Raw genomic sequence first — 18,021 nt, forward strand, 5'->3', positions numbered from 1 at the left:
CTTTTGTAGGATTCCGCATCATGAGCGCCTCCACCTCCGGACGACTCGGGTGGACGGTCATCACGCCGCCCGTGGCCGCGATCGTGCTGGCGTTCAGTTGGGGAACCCATCCCGGCCCGCTCGCCGCGAGCCTGATCGGCGTGGCCCTGGTGGGCGCGGTGCTGGCGGCCGTGCACCACGCCGAGGTCGTCGCCCACAAGGTCGGGGAGCCGTTCGGCTCGCTCCTGCTGGCCGTCGCGGTGACGGTCATCGAGGTCGGCCTCATCGTGATGCTCATGGTCTCCGGCAGCGGCGACACGTCGACCCTGGCCCGCGACACCGTCTTCGCGGCCGTGATGATCACGGTCAACGGCATCGTCGGCCTGTCCCTCGTCGTGGGCGCGCTGCGCCACCATCTCGCGGTGTTCAACCCCGAGGGCACGGGCTCCGCGCTCGCGACGGTGATCACCCTCGCCGGCCTGACGCTGGTCGTCCCCACCTTCACGACCAGCGAGTCCGGTCCGGTGCTGACGGGCGGTCAGCTCACCTTCGCCGCCCTCGCCTCGCTCATCCTCTACGGCTCCTTCGTGTTCACCCAGACGGTCCGGCACCGCGACTTCTTCCTCCCGGGCACGACCTCGACCCCCGGCGGGTGGACGGCCGACAACGACGCCGACGGCGACACCCACGCCGATCCGCCGACCGCCCGCGAGACCTGGACCAGCCTCGCCCTGCTCGTGCTCGCGCTGGTGACCGTGGTCGGCCTGGCCAAGGTCGAGTCCTACTCGATCGAGGACGCCGTCGACTGGCTCGGCTTCCCCCACGCCGTGGTCGGCGTCGTCATCGCGATGCTGGTGCTGGCGCCCGAGACGATCGCCGCCGTGCGGGCCGCCCTGCTCGAGCGGGTCCAGATCAGCCTCAACCTCGCCTACGGCTCGGCGATGGCCTCGATCGGTCTCACCATCCCGGCCATCGCGATCGCCTCCATCTGGCTCGAGGGCGACCTGGCGCTGGGCCTGGAGCCGCTCCAACTGGTCCTGCTCGCCCTCTCCGCGACGGTCGGCATCCTCACTGTCGTGCCGGGCCGTGCCAAGCCGCTCAACGGCATCGTCCACCTGCTGCTCCTCGCGGCCTTCCTGCTCCTGACGGTGTCACCGTGACCCGGCGCTCCCTGCGCGCCCCCGGCGCCGGTCTGGCGGCCGCGGCGCTGGCCCTGGCCCTCGGCGCCTGCTCGTCCGAGCAGCCCGCCGACCCCGACCGGATCGTGCTGACCCCCGCCAAGGACGGCGGCAGCGGCGCCCAGCCCGTCGGCAACCCCGTCGGCGACGGCACCAGCACCGACGTCGAGGGCTACCGGATGACCGACGTCCGCCTGCCCGACGCCACCGGCACCGGCGACGTCTCGTTCCGGATCCTCGCCCCCTCCGGGGAGCCGTTGCTGACGTACACCGAGGAGCAGACCAAGCTGCTCCACCTCTACGTCGTGCGCGACGACCTCTCCCAGTTCCGACACCTGCACCCGACCCTGGCCGAGGACGGCACCTGGACCGCGCGGGTCGACCTCGGCGCTCCGGGGCGCTGGCGGGTCGTCGCGGAGTTCATCCCCGAGGGCTCGACGACGCCACTCGTCGTCGGCGCCACCCTGCGTGTCGCGGGCGAGTGGACCCGGGTCGAGGTCCCGCGCGGCGACGAGGCGCGGACCGGCGACGACGGCGTGGTCCGGGCCCGCCTGCTCGCGGCCGGGGAGATCGGCCCCAACGGCCGTCTCCGGCTGCGGCTCACCGATGCCGACGGCGAGCCCGTCACTCTCGGCAGCTACCTGGGTGCCAGCGCCCATCTCACCGGCTTCGCCGCCGACTCGCGGGGCTTCGTGCACGTGCATCCGTACGGCGCGCCCGAGGTCACCGACGACGGGACGGTGCTGACCTTCCACACGGTCTTCACCCAGCCCGGCGACTACCGGCTGTTCCTGCAGGTGCGCGTCGACGGCCTGCTGCACCAGATCGCCGTGACCGCGCCGGTCCTCGGCTGACCCGTCCGAGGATCACCGTGCTCATCGGGCCGCGTCGGTGACGGCGACCGTGTCTCGAGTCGGACGCAGGGGCCCGCGAGCCAGGACGTAACCGAACAGGACGACCATGACGACGGCACCCGCCCACATCGCATGCTGCCAGCCTTCGACGAACGACTGTCGCGCCGCACTGACCAGTGCGTCGGACCGCGGGCCGGCACCGTCGGAGGCGGCGATCGCGTTCGCGACGCCCTCGCGGGCGGTCGCGGCCACACCGTCCGGGACGCCGCCCAGCCGGCCGTCGATCGCGCTCCGGTAGCCGGCCGACAGGACGGCCCCAAGAAGCGCCACGCCGAGGGCTGTGCCGAACTCGCGGGTCACGTCGTTGAGGGCAGATGCGACGCCTTGGCGCTCCCGGGGCAGCGAGCTCGTGATGGCCTCGGTCGCGGGTGTCATCGACAGGCCCATGCCGAGGCCCATCGCCAGCATGCCGGGGAGGATCGAGAGGTAGCCGTCCTCGACGGAGACGAGACCGGCCATGAGGGCGAGGCCGGCACCGCCGAGGAGGACGCCCGTGGCCATCGTGGCTCGTGCTCCGAGGCGGCCGGCGACCCGGGGGGCGAGGCCGGAGGCGAGCATCATCAGCAGGGCCATCGGCATCATCGCGAGTGCGGCCCGCAGGGCGGACCAGCCGAGTACCGCCTGGAGGAACGGGAAGAGCACCACGAAGATGCCGGCTTGGACGCCGAACACCACCAGCAGCGAGAGCGAACCACTCGCCAGGTGCCGTTCGCCGAAGAGTCGCACGTCGAGTAGCGGCATGCTCTGGCGCTGCTCCCATGCGACGAAGGCGACCGCGGCGAGCATGCCGCCGACGAGGCCGACGAGCGTCGCGGGTTCGGCCCAACCGTGGACCGGCCCCTCGTGGAGCGCGAAGATCAGCCCGAGGACGGCCAGGATCGAGGTGACGGAGCCGATGGTGTCGAACCGCTGTCCGGTGTGCTCATGCGAGTTCGGCACCGAGCGCACCGTCATCGCCATCGCGACGAGAACGAGCACGACGGGCAGCACGAACAGCCAGCGCCAGGTGGCGACGTCGACGAGCAGGGCGGATAGGTACATTCCGAGAATGCCGCCACCACCGGCGACGCCGGTCCACACGCCGATGCCCGTGGCCCGCTCCTCCTCCGGGAACGTCGAGGTGATGACTGCCAAGGTGACCGGCATGATCATGGCGGCACCCACGCCGGCGGCGAACCGGGAGGCGAGCATCACCTCTGAGGTGGTCGCGAGCCCGGCCACGATGTTCGCGGTTCCGAAGACGGCGAGGCCGGTAAGCAGCACCGGCTTGCGGCCGATCCGATCGCCGAGTGCGCCCAGCGGCAGCAGGAGCGCGGCCAGGCTGATCGTGTACAGGTTGATGAACCACAACACCGTGCTCTGCGAGGCCCCGAACTCCACGGCGAGCTCGGGCTGCGCGACGTTGAGACCGGTCACCGAGGCGATGACGGCCATCAGCGCGACGCAGACCGCGATCAGGACCACGCGGCGCCGGCGCGCGTCGTGGATCGTCCGGTCGACGGTGTCGCCGAGGTCGGCACCGGGGGGACGTGCGTGAATACTCATCATGTTCCTTTCAACACCTGCACAGCAGCAGGCCGACGGGGACACCGACGCCTTGGGTGACGCCGACGCGCGAGGCTCGAATCAGGTCAGGCGAGTCGCCCGCACGACGACGTCGTGGAGCGTCACCGGTTCGCGACCATGGCCAGGCAGTGCGCGGTGCGACTCCTCGGCGGTCACGATCTCCCACCGGGCGGGATCGAACCGCGCCGTGAGGTCCGCAGCGGTCAGCGACACCGAGACCGGCGGCTCACTCCCACCGTGCCGGTGGTCGCTTCCGTGGTGCAGGTGACCGACGATCAGCAGGGTCCCGCCCGGGGCGACCCAGGAGGCGATCCGGTCGTAGAACTCCAGTTGCGGCATCGCGGGGTGCGCGTAGTGGGTCGTCACCAGATCATGGAGCGTGCCCGGCTCCCAGTCGGACAGATCGGCGCGGATCCACCGCACCTGATCGGCGACACCGCTCGCGGCCGCGCGCTCGGCGGCGTGCGCCAACGCCTCACCAGCGATGTCCACGCCGGTGACCCGCCAACCGCGGGACGCGAGCCACGTCGCCTCCGCTCCGGCACCGCACCCCGCATCGAGGGCCTTCCCGGGCTTCAGTTCGTCGACCTCGCGCACCAGGTAGGGGTTGGGCGGGCTTCCAGCCATGGCGAGCGCGGCGCCGGCACCGTCGGGCTGCCAGCGCCGCTCCCAGTACTGCCGATCGAACGGGTGGGTCTCCGACGACGGGGCAGCACTCGATCCGGCCTCGCCCGGCCTGCCCACGACCACGTCCTGCGCCACGTCGGGTGGCGCGTCCTGCTCTGCCATTGTCACTCCTCCGCATCTCCCGAGGCCATCACTCGATCGCCGCTCGGCTCGATGGTGTGCCCGAGATGTCGGATTCGCAATGATCGTTGCCGAATGGCAAACTCGTCGGCATGAGCGACTCGACCGATCGCACCCTCGCCGCGGTGGGTCCGCGCCTCAAACGGCTCCGTCAGCGGCGCGGCATCACTCTCAGCGACCTCGCCGTGGAGACCGGGATCTCGACCAGCACGCTGTCCCGGCTCGAAGCGGGGCTGCGCCACCCCACCCTGGAGCAATTGCTCCCTCTAGCTCGCACGTTCGGCGTCACGCTCGACGAGCTCGTCGACGCGCCGCCGACCGGCAACCCACGCGTCAACCTGCGACCCATCGCCTGCGCGGACGGATCGACGATCCTGCCGCTGACGCGCAGGCCGGGTGGGATCCAGGCCTACAAGTTCGTGCTTCCCACCGGCCGCGACGACGCCGATCCGGACCTGCGCACCCACGAAGGCTACGACTGGGTCTACGTCCTCAACGGCAGACTCCGGCTCGTCCTCGGCGAGCACGACCTCACCCTGGAGCCGGGCGAGGCGGCCGAGTTCGACACGCGCACCCCACACTGGTTCGCCGCCACCGGCTCGGGACCGGTCGAGTTCCTCAGCCTGATCGGCAAGCAGGGCGAACGAGCCCACGTCCGCGCAGCCCCCGGGTCGCGCTGATCGTCCCGGCCCGGGGCCCACCATCGCGCACGGCCGGTCAGTCGACCTCGAGGTCCACCGTGGTGACCGGGCTGGTGAAGGAGTCGACCCGGACGCTGACCTGCAGCTTCCAGGCTCCGGCGTGCGGGAACACGACATCGGCGGTGTAGGTGCCCGACCCGCTCGGGGTCACCGGGACCTCGCCGAGGTCGACCCGGTCCGAGCGCAGGGCAACCGCCGGGGCGTCGTACAGGTCGAGGGGCTCACCGGCGAGGTCCTGCACCTGCACGATCAGGCGGCGCTGCAGGCCCGGTCCCGGGTCGAGCACCGCCAGCACCTTGAGGTCGTCGCCCGCGACGCCGGTGACCACGCCGGTGTCGGCGGTCCGGGACTGGGCGGGCCCCTCCCCGCCCGGCGGCTTCTGGGTGAGGAACCCGGTGACGCCCAGGACGGCGACGAGGAGCGCCGCCTCGGCGAGGACGGTACGCCGAACCAGGCCGGTGGCCCGCCGGCGTTGGTCGTGCCCGCCGTCGCGCGCGACCCGGGGCACGAGGCGGAACCGGTTGAACGCCGCGATCGCGACGACGACGAGGACCAGCGCCACCTTGACGAGCAGCAGCCGGCCGTAGGTCTCCTCCACCAGCCGCGCCCAGGAGCCGACGATCCGCCAGCCGAGGAGCACACCGGTGAGCGCCATCGCGGCGAGCAGGCCCGCGGCCAGGGCCGAGAAGCGCGCGAGGAGCCGGGCGGACTCCTTCGGCCGTCCCGCGATGGACGGCAGGGTGAGGGCGAGGCCGGCGAGCCCGCCGAGCCAGACCGCTCCGGCGCTCAGGTGGAGGGCGTCGGTGACGACGAGGAGCATGCTCGGCTCGTAGGCGCGGGTGTGCCCGACCAGCGCGGGCGACCAGACGGCGAGTGCCGTGACCAGGTCGACGACCAGCGACGACCGGGCCTGGCCGGCCGCCCAGGCGGCCACGCCCAGGCCGGCGACCTGGAGCGCCAACACCTGCAGGTCGTCCTGCACCAGGCCGGGGTCGAACGAGGCCGGGTCGAGCACCCCGCCGAGACCCGAGCCCAGCTGGTAGGCGCCGGCGAGGGGGACGGCGGCCGCGGCGGCGAGGACCGCCACGAGCGCGCTGCCGCGCAGGACGCGGACCAGGCGGCGGCGTACCTCGTCGGAGAGGCGGACGCCCCGCGCCGTCCAGCTCAGGAAGATCGCGAGTCCCCCGGCGAGCAGGAGCGCGGCGTAGCCGAGCCCCTGGACCACCCCTTGCACCGTCCGCACCGCTCCGGCGTCGGCCGGGCCGGTCTCGGGCGGCACGACCTTGGCGCTCGGCGCACCGACGTGGAAGGTGAGCGATCCCGCGATCGGATGGCCGTCGGCCGAGACGGCGCGCCAGGTCACGACATAGGTCCCGTCGCCGAGGTCGCCGGGCAGTCGGCCGGTGACCTCGGCGCCCTTCGCGGACGGCTCGACGTCGACCCGTTGTCCCTCGGCGTCGAAGGCGAGGAGCCCGTCGGGCACGAGCTGGACCGGCTCGTCGAAGGTGAAGGTCACCGACGACGGCGCCTCCGCGAGCACCGTCCCCTCGGCCGGGTCGGTGGAGACGAGGGTGGCGTGCGCCGACGCGGGACCCGCCGTCGCGAGCACCGTCCCGGTGACGACCAGGACGGCGACCACGAGGGCGAGGAGGTACGCCGGCGCACGCCGCATCACGATGCCCCTCAGGCCTTCTTGCCCGAGCGCGCCAGTGCCAGCCCGCCGAGCGCGAGACCGCCGAGGCCGGCGACGAGACCGCCGATCGCGAGACCGTTGCCGCCGTCGTCGTCCGACGTCGCGTCGGCGTCGTCGGCGGCACCGCTCTCGTCGGTGGCATCGGTGTCGGCATCGGTGTCGGCGTCGGACGAGGAGCCGCCGTGGCCCCCGTCACCGGTCGCCTCGGTGATCGTCAGGACCGGAGCCGGGCTGGCGAGCTCCTCGGGGTCCTGCCCCTCGGCCGCGGTCTCGGTCCAGCCGGTCCGGCCCTGCTCGCAGGTCTGGACGACCGGGAAGGCCAGCGTGTCGCCCGCCGCGTCGGGCAGCTGGACCGAGAGCGCGACGGTGTCGCGGAAGCCGTCGGCCAACGGCGTCTTGGCCGTGTAGACGACCTGGGCGGTCCGCTCGGTGATCTCGTTGCCGTGGGCGTCGGTGACCGGCTCGGCGAGCTGCTCGTCGACCTTCTCGACGGTCCAGTTCGGGTTGATCGTCGGCGTGACGACCGGGATCGACTCGGGCATCTGGATGGCCAGCTTGGTCGTGGGCGAGCCCTCGCAGCCGTGTCCCACGCTGAAGGTGAGCACGGCGTAGGCGCCGGCCGAGGTCGTGTCGGGGGTGACGGTGACGTGGGCGCCCGCCGTGCCGGCGGTCAGGGCGACGACGGCGAGGGAACCGGCAAGGGCGCCCGTCGCAGTCGTCACACGCACAGGGTTGGGCAGGGTGAAGCGTCGGATCTGCATGGAGTGTCTCTCTCTGACTCGGGTGATCGGAAGCGGACAGCGAGCAGCCGCCCGCCTCCGCAGCCGGAGTCAGGCGGTCGCCGCGTGCGGGCCCGGAGGGCCCCGCGTCGGCGCGAGGGTCCGCTCGTGCTGCGCGGTCCGCGGACGTGCGGAGGCCGTGGCCGGCGCGCGTCGCCCCACGGGCGGGGGTACGACGCCCGGGTCGGTCCAGCGCAGCAGCACCTCGACCGCGCGCCGCCGCAGCACCCACATCGTCCCCGTCGCCGCGGCCGCCACCAGGTGGGCGGCCAGCATCCCCGGGGCGAGCCCGAGCAGGGCCGGCATCGCGTGCCCGTGCCCGTGCGCCTCCGGAGCCAGGGTCACCAGCCAGGCGTGCCCCAGCAGCTGCGCGACGACGAGCGCGGGCAGGACCACCCGGATGCGCGCGCGGCCGCGGAGCACGAGTCCGCCGGCGGCGTACACGAGGGCGGCGAAGGCGGTCAGCCACCACAGCGACGGCACCGCTCCCCCGGCGATCGTGTGGGCGAGCACCAGCGCGGTGACGCTCTCCAGGCTGCCGAGCGTCGCGAGCGGCGCCACGCGGCGGCGTGGGGCTCGGCGGACGGTCAGCACGGGGCCATCTTGCCGGACGCGTGGTCGGCGGCGTGCGGCGCAACGACCGGAATTGTCGTCAACCGACCGGGATGACGACGAATTCGGTAGTTGCGCCGTCGCCTGATCAGCCCCGGACGAGCACCCGCTGCTGGGGCGCCGAGCGGAAGGCCGGGGCCGAGAGGGTCCGCAGATGGATGTTCTGCAGCAGGCCGACCGCGAGCATGCCGGCGAACATCGACGAGCCGCCGTACGACACGAACGGCAGCGGGACGCCGGTGACGGGCATGATGCCGAGGCACATCCCGATGTTCTGGAATGCCTGGAACCCGAACCAGCAGGCGATGCCGGCGGCGGCGATCCGGCCGAAGACGTCATCGGTCCGGGCCGCGATCCGCAGCGCGCGCCACAGCACCACGCCGAGCAGGAGGACGATCACCGCCGCGCCGACGAGGCCGAGCTCCTCGCCCGCGACCGTGAACACGAAGTCGGTGTGCTGCTCGGGGACGAAGCCCGACTGGGTCTGCGAGCCCTGGAAGAGGCCCTGCCCGAAGAGCCCGCCGTTGCCGACCGCGATCCGCGCCTGCTCGACGTTGTAGCCCGCGCCCTTCGGGTCGAGGGCGGGGTTCGTGAACGCGAGGAAGCGGTCGACCTGGTAGTCCTTCAACATCCCGCTCGACACCGCCACCACGGCGGCCGCCACGCCGCCGCCGGCCAGCACGGCCAGCCACCGCCGGTGCGCGCCGGAGGCGGCGATCACGCCGAAGACCGTGGCGGTGAGGACGAGCATCGTCCCGAGGTCCGGCTGGGCGAGGATCAGCACGGCCGGCACGCCCGCGACGAGCAGCATGAGGAGGACGTCGCCGGTGCCGACGCGATCGCGCCAGCGGCCCTCGCTGCGCTCGGCCACGACGAGGGCCATGCCCACCACCACGGCGAGCTTGGCCAGCTCCGAGGGCTGGATCGACAGCCCGCCGAACATCAGCCACGAGCGGGATCCGTTGATCGTCGAGCCCATCAGGAGCACCAGGACGAGACCGCCGACGGCGAGCAGGTAGCCGATCGGCGCCAGGATCCGCACCCACCGATGGTCGGTGACCACGACGAGCGCCATCAGGCCGAGCCCGACACCGACGTTGACGGCCTGCTTGACGAGGTACGCGCGCGGGTCGCCGCCGGTGAGGTGGTCGCGTTCGACGGTGGCCGACCAGATGAGCAGGCAGCCGAGCAGCGAGAGGAGGAGCACGGCGCCCAGTAGGACGAGGTCGAGGTCGGCCCACTGGAGCCGGCCGACGCGGCGCGAGGCCGTCGTGCGGCGGGTGCTGCCCTGGATCCGGTTGCTCATCACTCGCCCTTCTTCGCGCTCGTCGCCCGCGCGGGCGGGAGGATCGAGCCGTCGTCGCCGAAGGTCGGCAGCTGCGCGGGGGGCCGGCCGCCGGGGATCGCGGCCCGGTCGAGATCCACCTGGTCGCCGTCGACGCCGTAGAGCGCCTCCCAGATGGCGCGGATGCCGTCGCCGGTGGACCCGGATCCGGTGCCGCCCTGGCTCATCATCATCACGACGACGTAGTCCTCGGTGTACGACGCGACCCAGCCCGTCGACTGCTTGCCGTAGACCTCGGCCGAACCGGTCTTGGCGCGGATCGCGACCTTGTCGAGGGGGAACCCGGCGAGCTTCCAGTTCATCGTGCCGCGGCTCGCGACGCCCTGGAGCGCCTCGTCGACGTACCTCAGCACGGAGGCGGGGATCTTGAGCTTGCGGTCCTTCTGCGGCTCGATCTCACGGATCACCTCGCCCTCGGGCGAGACGATCGCCTTGCCGACCCGGGGCTCCCAGAGCGTGCCCCCGTTGGCGATCGCGGCGTACCCGCGGGCCAGCTGCAGGGGGGTGACGATGGTGTCGCCCTGTCCGATGGCGAAGTTGGCGGCGTCGGGCAGGCGGTACTTCCAGCCCTCGACGCAGAACTCACGGGAGAACCTGTAGACGAAGTCGGAGGTGTCGTCGTCCTGCGGCTTGTCGGCGATCCCGCAGTAGTAGTCCTTCATCGACTCGTAGTAGGCACGCTTCCACTTCCGGTCCGCGACCCGGCCCGAGGCCTCGCCGGGCAGGTCGACACCGGTCCGCTCGCCGAAGCCGAACCTCTCGGCCTCCTCCACGAGGGGGTCCTTGGCGTCGACGTCGTCGGGGTCGGAGCCGTACTTCTGCCAGAAGTTCATGCCGACCTGGAAGAAGAAGGTGTTGCAGGAGACCTCGAGCGCCTTGGCGAAGCCGATCGACCCGTACGCCGCCGACTCGTGGTTGCGGAACGGGCGGTTGCCGATCTGCACCGCCGACGGGCAGCCGAGCACGGTGGACGGGGCGTATCCGTGGGTGAGCGCGCCGACGGTCATGAACGGCTTCCACGTCGAGCCGGGCGCGAACTGCCCCTGGAAGGAGCGCGCGAGCAGCGGGGTGCCGGCGGCCTCGGAGTAGAGCCGCTGCAGCTGCTTGTCGGTGATGCCGCCGACCCACACCGACGGGTCGTACGTCGGCTGGCTGGCCATGGCGACGATCCGCCCGGTCTTCGCCTCCATGACGACCGCGGCGCCGGAGTCGGCCTCGAAGTTGCGCTTGGTGACGGGGTCGCGGGTGCTGCGCTGCTTGGCGATCATCGCCGCGAGCTGCTCCTCGACCACGCTCTGCACCTTCGCGTCGATCGAGGTGACGAGGGTGTCGCCGGGCTGCGCCTCCAGCCCGGACACGTCCTCGCGGACCCGGCCCTGGGAGTCGACCGCGACCTGGTCGTAGCCGGGCTGGCCCCGCAGCCACTCGTCGTACTCCTTCTCGACGCCGGCGCGGCCGACGACGGAGGCGCCGTTGACCGAGCTGTCGCCGGCGTCCTCCGCGGACTCCAGCTCCTCCTTGGTGATCGGGCTGAGGTAGCCGAGCACGTGGGCCGCGTTGATGCCGTAGGGAGCGGGATACTGCCGCAGGCTCTGCCGGTCGACGACCACGCCCGGGAAGTCCTCGGGCTGCTCGAGGATCCGCAGGGCGGCGCCCTCCTTGACGTCGCGGGCGATCGGGACCGGCTGGTAGGGCGAACCGTTCCAGCACTCCCCCGCGACGGCGCCGGCATCGCCGCACAGCACAAGCTTCGTCTCGATCGCCGCGACGTCGACCCCGATCGCCTCGCTGGTGCGGCTCAGCAGCTCGGCACGGTCGGCGGCCGACATCCGCCCGAGCAGGGTGCGGTCCATCGAGACGACCCAGGTGAGCCGGTTGGTGACGAGGGGGCGGCCCATCGCGTCGACGACGAGGCCGCGCTGCGGCTGCACGACGATCTCGCGCACGGACTGCGAGGCGGCCTTGCCCTGGTAGCTCTCCCCCGAGATCACCTGGAGGTAGTAGAGGCGCACGCCGAGGGTGGCGAGGAGCGAGAAGACGAGGGTCTGGATGACGATCAGGCGCAGCCGGCTGCGGTGGGAGGCGCCGGCGGTGGGGACGGGGGTCGACGGCATCAGGCGCGGACCCGGATCCGTGGGGTGACGCGCGGCGCGGCGTCGCCGGCGGCGCGCCGCAGGAGCCGGAGCGTCGCGGGGACGACGAGCACCGCGGCCACGACATCGAGCAGGAGCGCGACCAGCGCCACCGGCAGCAGGTCGCCGACCGGCGCGGCGGAGTCGCCGAGCAGGACGCCGGAGAGCGCGAACACCGACGTGCCGACGAAGGAGCCGCCGGCGGCCGCCGCCAGCGCGAGCGGCAGCGGCGGGCGGCGGGTGCCGAACTGCGCGAACCGGCTCCCCCCGGCCGCGCCGCCCGGGTCGCCGGCGTGGTCGTGGACGAGACGTCCGATGACGTACCCCACGACCATGAGGGCGAGCGCCCACCGGCCGGCGAGGTGGTCGGCGGGCGGCGCGATGTCGAGCAGCAGGCCGGCCCAGAAGCCGGTCAGGGTGGCGAAGCGGGTGTCGGTGGCGACGGCGGTCGCGACCACGACGAGGAGGACCAGGTCGGGGACGACGCCGAGGCCGCCGATGTCCCACGCGACGTGCGGGAGGACGGTCACCTGCAGCAGCAGGGCGGCGAAGACGGCGACGAGCACGGCGCCCAGGCGTCCGCGGCGGTTCATGGGACCAGGCTCCCGTCGGCCTCGATGGTGGCGCTCGGGGTGCCGGAGGGCACCACGACGCCGACCAGGTCGAGCGCGGTGAAGTCGACGGCCGGCGTGATGACGGCGCGGTACGACGTCTCGCGCAGGGACTCGTAGACCTTGCCGACCGTGCCGATCGGCACCCCGGCGACGTACGGGGAGCCGCCCTCGCTGCCCCAGGTGAGGATCGGCTGGCCCATCTTCGGCACCACGCGGTGGTCGGCGAGCTCCAGCTCCAGCCGGTCGTCGGTGCCGAGGGTGCCGTGCCCGCGGACGAAGCCGAGCTCGCCGTTGTCGCCGATCCGGCCGCCCACCCGCGAGCTGTCGTCGACGATGAGGAGCACGGTCGCGGTGTGGGCGGTCACCGAGGTGACCCGGCCGACCAGGCCCTGCGCGGCGACGACCGTCATGTCGGGGCGCAGGCCCGCGTCGGACCCGGCGTCGAGGGTGACCGTGCTGGAGAACGACTGGGCGGAGCCGATCGCGATCACCCGGGCCGGCACGAGGGCGTAGCCGAGGTCGCCGGCGATGGCGCGCAGCCCGTCGAGCTCGGCCAGCCGCCGGTCGTCGTACCCGGCCTTGGCGAGCCGGTTGCGCAGGTCGGCGTTCTCGGCCTCGAGCGCGGCCACGTCGTCGCGCAGCGATCCGTTGGTCCGCAGCGCGCCGGGCAGGTCGACGAGCGGGCGGACGACGGTGGAGACTCCGGCCTGGACCGGTCCGACGACCTCTCCCACGACGCGGCGGACCGGATCGAGGGGCGAGCTGTCGCCACCGGCCTTGTCGACCACCATGAGGGCGGCGCAGGCGAGCACCAGCGCGAGCACCAGGGAGCGCGGAGGCCGCCCGGAGTCGTGGTCGGGGTCGCGCGACGTGCCGGTGCGCCGGACCGGCGAGGTCGGGGGTCGGGTGTCGATCGCCATCGCGTCAGAACCGCCGCTGGTTGGTGACGAGCACCTGCTGGAGGGCCTCGAACTCCTCGACGCAGCGCCCCGCCCCCATGGCGACCGAGACCAGCGGGTCCTCGGCGACGTGGACGGGCATGCCGGTCTCGTGCCGGATCCGCTCGTCGAGGCCGCGCAGCAGCGCTCCTCCGCCGGTGAGCACGATGCCCCGGTCCATGATGTCCCCGGCGAGCTCGGGCGGCGTCTGGTCGAGGGTGACCCGGACGGCGTCGACGATGGCGTGCAGCGGCTCCTCCAGCGCGTGCCGGATGTCGGCGGCGGTGACGTCGACCGTGCGCGGCAGGCCGGTCACCATGTCGCGGCCGCGGACCTCGCCCTGGGGCTCACCGGGACGCGGGAACGCCGAGCCCAGGGTGATCTTCACGTCCTCGGCGGTGCGCTCGCCGAGCATCACCCCGTGCTCCTTCTTCATCCACGCGATGATGGCCGCGTCGAGGTCGTCGCCGGCGGTGCGGACCGACAGGGAGGTGACGATGCCGCCGAGCGAGATGACGGCGACCTCCGTGGTGCCTCCCCCGACGTCGACGATCATGTTGCCCGTCGCCTCGTGCACCGGCAGTCCGGCGCCGATCGCGGCGGCCATCGGCTCCTCGACGACGTACACGCGGCGGGCGCCCGCCTGGTAACCCGCCTCCTTGACCGCGCGCTGCTCGACCGGCGTGATCGAGCTCGGCACGCAGATGACCATGCGGGGCTTGGCGAAGTAGCGGCGCCGGTGCACGCGCGCGATGAAGTGGCGCAGCATCTGCTCGGTCGCCTCGAAGTCGGCGATGACGCCGTCGCGCAGCGGGCGCAGGGCGGTGATGTTGTCCGGCGTGCGGCCGAGCATCTGCTTGGCCTGGTGCCCGACGGCGATCACCTCGCCGGAGCTGTCGTTGAGCGCGACCACGCTCGGCTCGTCGAGGAGGACGCCGCGGCGGCGGACGTAGACGAGCGTGTTGGCGGTGCCGAGGTCCACGGCCATGTCGCGGCCGATGATGGAGTTCGCCCTCACGCTTCCTCGCAAGACGTCGCCGGACCCGTCGGCGGACAGGACCGTCCGTGCGCGTCGGGGAAGCCGGCCGATGGAGCGCCGGGGAGGCTGCCGAGCGCACGATCCGACGGCCTCCGCTTGCGAGCGTAAGGAACGGCGGCGGCTCAGGCGCGCAGGCACGCCGGTGCGGCGCGCCTGGTCTCAGGAGTCACAGGGGTCACACTGGGCGGGCAGAACTGTCACTTGTCGCGCGTTGCAACGCCCGACAAGTGCCGGGATCGCCGGTCGACCGGCGATTCCCGCAGCCCCCGCGAGCCCTCAGCGCAGGCCGGGGAACCAGAGCGCGATCTCGCGCTCCGCCGACTCCGGCGAGTCCGAGCCGTGGACGAGGTTCTCCCGGTTGGAGAGCGACAGGTCCCCACGGATGGTGCCGGGAGCGGCCTTGCGCCCGTCGGTCGCGCCGTTGAGCGCGCGGACGACCTCGATCGCCTCGTCGCCCTCGAGCACCAGCGCCACGAGCGGTCCGCTGGTCACGAACGTGCGCAGCGGCGGGTAGAAGTCGCGCTTGACGTGCTCGGCGTAGTGGGCATCCGCCATCGCCGCGTCGATGTGGCGGTGCTCCATGGCCACGATGCTCAGGCCCTTGGCCTCGAACCGGGCCAGCACGTTGCCGACCAGGCCGCGCCGGACCGCGTCAGGCTTGAGCAGGACGAGAGTGCGTTGGGTCACGCCCGTGACCTTAGCCTGGCCCCTCGGTACCGTGACCCGGTGGGCCGACCCTGGGACCCGGACGCACCGGGCGTGCTGACCCTGCCGTCGGGCAGGCGGGTCCGCGGCCGCGGGCTGCGCCGGCCGCTGCCCGCCGGGCCGCTCCCCGAGTTCGGGCTCTACCTGCTGGGCCGCAGGCCGGAGCCCGTCGCGTGGGCGGAGCGCTGGACGCGCTGGCCGGACTTCCGGCTGCCGGCCGACGCCGCCGACCTCCGCGCCGCGCTCGGCGAGGTGCTCGACCGCGCGGACGGCGAGCGGGTCGAGGTGGCCTGCGGGGGCGGCCGGGGCCGCACCGGCACGGCGCTGGCCTGCCTCGCGGTCCTCGACGGGGTCCCCGCGAGCGACGCCGTGGCCTGGATCCGGCAGCGGTACGACGCCCGCGCGGTCGAGACGCCGTTCCAGGCCCGGTTCGTGCGTCGGTTCAGCGGCGGTCCAGCGACCGCGCGATGACCTTGTTGGCCGAGCGCTGGAAGGCGCGCACGATCGCGTCGAGGGTGAGTCGGCGCAGCGTGCCGATGGTGTGCTCGAGCCGCTCGGCGTCCTCCCGCGAGGGATGGTCGCTCGCCCGGCGCCACGGCTCGACCACCTCGTCGCGCAGCACGACGGTGAGCTCCTCGGCCAGCGCCGACATGTGCCGCTCGATGGCGTCGCCGGCGGCCCGCATGCCGGCGACCGGGATGTCGACCTCGAGCAGCTGGACGGCGACGTCGAACCCGTGGACGGGGGTGTAGCGCACCCCGCCGCGGTCGTCGGTCGCCACGCGGAGCAGGCCGAACTCCTCGATCAGGGTGACCTCGTCGTCGGCGAGGCGGCGTCCGGCGTGCTGGTCGAGCTGGCGGCGGGTCAGCTCCTGCGGCTCCCCCACGGTCCACGACGTCAGCATCGCCCGCTGGACGGCGAGGTCCTCGACACCGGCGTCGGCGGGCAGGGACGCGAGGTACTTCTCGATGGCCTGCAGCGTGAAGCCGTGTCCCTGCAGCGCACGGATCATCTCCAGGCGCGCGAGGTGGGTGTCGTCGTACCACGCCATGCGCCCGCGGCGCGCGGGCGGAGGCAGCAGGCCCAGGCTGGCGTAGTAGCGGGTGGTGCGCACCGTCAGGCCGGCCGCCGCGGCCAGCTCGTCGACGGTCCGCAGCGAAGCGTCGTCATCGGCCCGAGAGGTCGGGTCCACCCCGGCAGCACTGCTCATGACTGTCACAGTACGACTGTCATTTCACGCGCGCAACGCGAGAAACACCGCGGGGGTTGACGCAGATCACATCGGCGTGGACAGTACGGGTGTGACAGTTCTACTGTCATCGTGCCCTGCTCCGGGCGCATCTCGACCGTCGAGGGGAGTCCCATTGCCGGCGCACAGCGCTCCGCGGGTCCTCCCGGCGCTCGGCCGGCCCCTCGCCGAGGTGGCCGCGCTGACCCGCTTCACCCGCCGCGTGTTCGCGGCCGTCGTCTCCGCCGTCGCCGGACGACGGTTCCCGCTGGCGGAGACGGTCGTGCAGACGTGGTACGCGATCCGGGTCTGCACCCTGCCCGCGCTCGCGGTCTCCGTCCCGTTCGGGATCATCCTCGCGCTCCAGGTCGGGGTCCTGGCCCAGGAGGTCGGCGCCGTGGCCTTCACCGGCGCGGGCAACACGCTCGCCGTCGTACGGCAGGCCTCTCCCCTCATCACCGCCCTCATGCTGTCCGGCGTCGCGGGCTCCGCGATCTGCGCCGACCTCGGCTCCCGGCGCATCCGCGAGGAGATCGACGCCATGGAGGTGATGGGACTCTCGGTGCTGGAGCGGCTGGTCGTGCCGCGGATGCTCGCGATCGTCGCGGTCGCGGTGCTGCTCAACGGGGTGGTCATGTTCTTCACGATCATGACCACCCTGTCGGTGAGCGTGGTCCTCCAGGACCTGCCGCCCGGCAGCTATCTCGCCTCCGTCACGACGCTCGCCCAGCTCTCCGACCTGTGGCTCTCGCTCGCGAAGGCCGCGATCTTCGCGGTGATCTGTGCCGTCGTGGCGTCGCACAAGGGCCTGCGCGCGGACCGCGGCCCGACGGGTGTGGGCGAGGCCGTGACGAGCGCGGTCGTGACCAACTTCGTGCTGCTGTTCGCCGCCAACTTCCTGATCTCCCAGGTCTACAGCACCTTCGCGGGCGGCCCGATCGGATGAGCCGCCCCGTCACGACCCTGGAGGAGACCGTCGACCACGTCGTCGTCGGCCCGCTCGCCGGCATCGGCCTGCAGCTCGTCCTGGCCTGGCGCGCCGTCGCGGGGCTGCCGGTCGCGGTGACCCGCTACCGGCACGAGGTGCAGCGGGTGCTGGCCGAGGTCACCCTCGGCTCCGGCATCTTCCTGGTCGGCGGCGGGGTCGTCGGCGTCGTCCTGCTGCTCTCGACGCTCACCGGCACCGAGGTCGGACTGGAGGGCTACCAGGGACTCGACGTCATCGGCCTGGCACCGCTGACCGGCTTCATCTCCGGCTACGCCAACACCCGCGAGCTCGCGCCGATGGTGGCGGCGCTCGGCTTCGCCGCGCGCATCGGCTGCGGCTTCACCTCGCGGCTCGGCGCGATGCGGATCAGCGAGGAGATCGACGCGCTGGAGTCGATGGCGATCCGGCCGATCCCCTACCTCGTGAGCACCCGGCTGGTCGCGGCCTGGATCGTCGTCCTGCCGCTCTACCTGATCGGCCTGGTCGGCACCTATGTCGCGACCGACCTGATGGTCACCACCTTCTACGGCCAGTCCGCCGGCACCTACGACCACTACTTCCGCACGTTCGTCGCGCCCATCGACGTCATCTACTCCGCGATCAAGGTCGTCGTGCTGACGACCGTCGTCACCCTCATCCACTGCTACCACGGCTTCACCGCCACCGGCGGCCCCGAGGGCGTCGGCCGGGCGACCGGCCGCGCCATCCGGGCCAGCATCATCGCGCTCACCGTCGTCGACATCCTGCTGACGCTGCTCCTGTGGGGCGCGGACCAGCAGGTCCAGATCTCGGGGTGAGGCCGG

18 protein-coding genes are annotated in these 18,021 nt (G+C 72.8%); 6 read left to right on the top strand and 12 right to left on the bottom strand.

Features of this window, described 5'->3' with window-relative positions; translation table 11 throughout:
• The first annotated feature begins 20 nt into the window (after positions 1 to 20).
• Together ACPZVR_RS09640 and ACPZVR_RS09645 are read left to right on the top strand one after the other, a co-directional pair.
• The gene (locus ACPZVR_RS09640; RefSeq protein WP_436699359.1) at positions 21 to 1,139 is read left to right on the top strand and encodes a calcium:cation antiporter; all 1,119 of its coding nucleotides are present in this window, start codon (positions 21 to 23) and stop codon (positions 1,137 to 1,139) included.
• Positions 1,136 to 2,011, top strand: coding sequence for a DUF8832 domain-containing protein (locus ACPZVR_RS09645; protein WP_436699360.1), 876 nt, complete (start codon positions 1,136 to 1,138; stop codon positions 2,009 to 2,011). Before ACPZVR_RS09640 ends, ACPZVR_RS09645 begins: the two co-directional genes overlap by 4 nt.
• A 21-nt stretch (positions 2,012 to 2,032) precedes the next feature.
• On the opposite strand, the gene ACPZVR_RS09650 is transcribed toward ACPZVR_RS09645, so the two are convergent.
• Entirely contained in the window at positions 2,033 to 3,616 is a 1,584-nt protein-coding gene (locus tag ACPZVR_RS09650) for an MFS transporter (RefSeq protein WP_436699361.1), read from the bottom strand.
• 81 nt (positions 3,617 to 3,697) lie between these two features.
• Entirely contained in the window at positions 3,698 to 4,426 is a 729-nt protein-coding gene (locus tag ACPZVR_RS09655) for a class I SAM-dependent methyltransferase (RefSeq protein WP_436699362.1), read from the bottom strand.
• A gap of 110 nt (positions 4,427 to 4,536) precedes the next feature.
• Between ACPZVR_RS09655 and ACPZVR_RS09660 the strand changes: the two genes are divergently transcribed.
• Complete coding sequence (locus tag ACPZVR_RS09660) at positions 4,537 to 5,124, top strand: helix-turn-helix domain-containing protein (protein WP_436699363.1); 588 nt, start codon at positions 4,537 to 4,539, stop codon at positions 5,122 to 5,124.
• A gap of 37 nt (positions 5,125 to 5,161) precedes the next feature.
• On the opposite strand, the gene ACPZVR_RS09665 is transcribed toward ACPZVR_RS09660, so the two are convergent.
• From ACPZVR_RS09665 to ndk, 9 genes are all read right to left on the bottom strand, one after another.
• Entirely contained in the window at positions 5,162 to 6,817 is a 1,656-nt protein-coding gene (locus tag ACPZVR_RS09665) for a copper resistance CopC/CopD family protein (protein ID WP_436699364.1), read from the bottom strand.
• An 11-nt stretch (positions 6,818 to 6,828) separates the two neighbouring features.
• Entirely contained in the window at positions 6,829 to 7,560 is a 732-nt protein-coding gene (locus ACPZVR_RS09670; protein ID WP_436699365.1) for a YcnI family copper-binding membrane protein, read from the bottom strand.
• A 108-nt stretch (positions 7,561 to 7,668) separates the two neighbouring features.
• On the bottom strand, positions 7,669 to 8,211 hold the full coding sequence (locus tag ACPZVR_RS09675; protein WP_436699366.1) for a hypothetical protein: 543 nt from the start codon (positions 8,209 to 8,211) through the stop codon (positions 7,669 to 7,671).
• A gap of 106 nt (positions 8,212 to 8,317) precedes the next feature.
• Positions 8,318 to 9,535: a rod shape-determining protein RodA gene (gene rodA / locus ACPZVR_RS09680; protein ID WP_436699367.1), complete on the bottom strand. Its 1,218-nt coding sequence runs from the start codon at positions 9,533 to 9,535 to the stop codon at positions 8,318 to 8,320.
• Positions 9,535 to 11,688 (bottom strand): penicillin-binding protein 2, encoded by a 2,154-nt coding sequence (mrdA, locus tag ACPZVR_RS09685; RefSeq protein ID WP_436699368.1) that lies wholly within the window; start codon positions 11,686 to 11,688, stop codon positions 9,535 to 9,537. Before mrdA ends, rodA begins: the two co-directional genes overlap by 1 nt.
• Positions 11,688 to 12,299, bottom strand: coding sequence for a rod shape-determining protein MreD (mreD, locus tag ACPZVR_RS09690; protein WP_436699369.1), 612 nt, complete (start codon positions 12,297 to 12,299; stop codon positions 11,688 to 11,690). Before mreD ends, mrdA begins: the two co-directional genes overlap by 1 nt.
• Entirely contained in the window at positions 12,296 to 13,240 is a 945-nt protein-coding gene (gene mreC, locus ACPZVR_RS09695) for a rod shape-determining protein MreC (RefSeq protein ID WP_436699370.1), read from the bottom strand. The genes mreD and mreC overlap by 4 nt, the downstream gene beginning before the upstream one ends.
• A 4-nt stretch (positions 13,241 to 13,244) precedes the next feature.
• Positions 13,245 to 14,276 (bottom strand): rod shape-determining protein, encoded by a 1,032-nt coding sequence (locus tag ACPZVR_RS09700; protein WP_436699371.1) that lies wholly within the window; start codon positions 14,274 to 14,276, stop codon positions 13,245 to 13,247.
• A 297-nt stretch (positions 14,277 to 14,573) separates the two neighbouring features.
• The gene (gene ndk / locus ACPZVR_RS09705; protein ID WP_436699372.1) at positions 14,574 to 14,984 is read right to left on the bottom strand and encodes a nucleoside-diphosphate kinase; all 411 of its coding nucleotides are present in this window, start codon (positions 14,982 to 14,984) and stop codon (positions 14,574 to 14,576) included.
• A 39-nt stretch (positions 14,985 to 15,023) separates the two neighbouring features.
• Here ndk and ACPZVR_RS09710 point away from each other — a divergent pair, with 39 nt between their 5' ends.
• Entirely contained in the window at positions 15,024 to 15,473 is a 450-nt protein-coding gene (locus ACPZVR_RS09710; RefSeq protein ID WP_436699374.1) for a phosphatase domain-containing protein, read from the top strand.
• On the opposite strand, the gene ACPZVR_RS09715 is transcribed toward ACPZVR_RS09710, so the two are convergent.
• Complete coding sequence (locus ACPZVR_RS09715) at positions 15,445 to 16,212, bottom strand: MerR family transcriptional regulator (RefSeq protein ID WP_436699375.1); 768 nt, start codon at positions 16,210 to 16,212, stop codon at positions 15,445 to 15,447. The two genes, ACPZVR_RS09710 and ACPZVR_RS09715, sit on opposite strands and share 29 nt — an antisense overlap.
• A 154-nt stretch (positions 16,213 to 16,366) precedes the next feature.
• Here ACPZVR_RS09715 and ACPZVR_RS09720 point away from each other — a divergent pair, with 154 nt between their 5' ends.
• The gene (locus ACPZVR_RS09720; RefSeq protein WP_436699376.1) at positions 16,367 to 17,176 is read left to right on the top strand and encodes an MlaE family ABC transporter permease; all 810 of its coding nucleotides are present in this window, start codon (positions 16,367 to 16,369) and stop codon (positions 17,174 to 17,176) included.
• Complete coding sequence (locus ACPZVR_RS09725) at positions 17,173 to 18,015, top strand: MlaE family ABC transporter permease (protein WP_436699377.1); 843 nt, start codon at positions 17,173 to 17,175, stop codon at positions 18,013 to 18,015. Before ACPZVR_RS09720 ends, ACPZVR_RS09725 begins: the two co-directional genes overlap by 4 nt.
• Positions 18,016 to 18,021: the final 6 nt, after the last annotated feature.

This window comes from Nocardioides segetis (genome assembly GCF_051390595.1).
Taxonomy (GTDB): Bacteria; Actinomycetota; Actinomycetes; order Propionibacteriales; family Nocardioidaceae; genus Nocardioides.

Bases quoted from the DNA above. Each gene is read 5' to 3' on its own strand.
- ACPZVR_RS09665 (WP_436699364.1), bottom strand. From the start codon at position 6,817: ATGCGGCGTGCGCCGGCGTACCTCCTCGCCCTCGTGGTCGCCGTCCTG.
- rodA (WP_436699367.1), bottom strand. From the start codon at position 9,535: ATGAGCAACCGGATCCAGGGCAGCACCCGCCGCACGACGGCCTCGCGC.
- mrdA (WP_436699368.1), bottom strand. From the start codon at position 11,688: ATGCCGTCGACCCCCGTCCCCACCGCCGGCGCCTCCCACCGCAGCCGG.
- ACPZVR_RS09660 (WP_436699363.1), top strand. From the start codon at position 4,537: ATGAGCGACTCGACCGATCGCACCCTCGCCGCGGTGGGTCCGCGCCTC.
- mreC (WP_436699370.1), bottom strand. From the start codon at position 13,240: ATGGCGATCGACACCCGACCCCCGACCTCGCCGGTCCGGCGCACCGGC.
- ACPZVR_RS09640 (WP_436699359.1), top strand. From the start codon at position 21: ATGAGCGCCTCCACCTCCGGACGACTCGGGTGGACGGTCATCACGCCG.
- ACPZVR_RS09650 (WP_436699361.1), bottom strand. From the start codon at position 3,616: ATGAGTATTCACGCACGTCCCCCCGGTGCCGACCTCGGCGACACCGTC.
- ACPZVR_RS09715 (WP_436699375.1), bottom strand. From the start codon at position 16,212: ATGAGCAGTGCTGCCGGGGTGGACCCGACCTCTCGGGCCGATGACGAC.
- ACPZVR_RS09655 (WP_436699362.1), bottom strand. From the start codon at position 4,426: ATGGCAGAGCAGGACGCGCCACCCGACGTGGCGCAGGACGTGGTCGTG.
- ACPZVR_RS09725 (WP_436699377.1), top strand. From the start codon at position 17,173: ATGAGCCGCCCCGTCACGACCCTGGAGGAGACCGTCGACCACGTCGTC.
- mreD (WP_436699369.1), bottom strand. From the start codon at position 12,299: ATGAACCGCCGCGGACGCCTGGGCGCCGTGCTCGTCGCCGTCTTCGCC.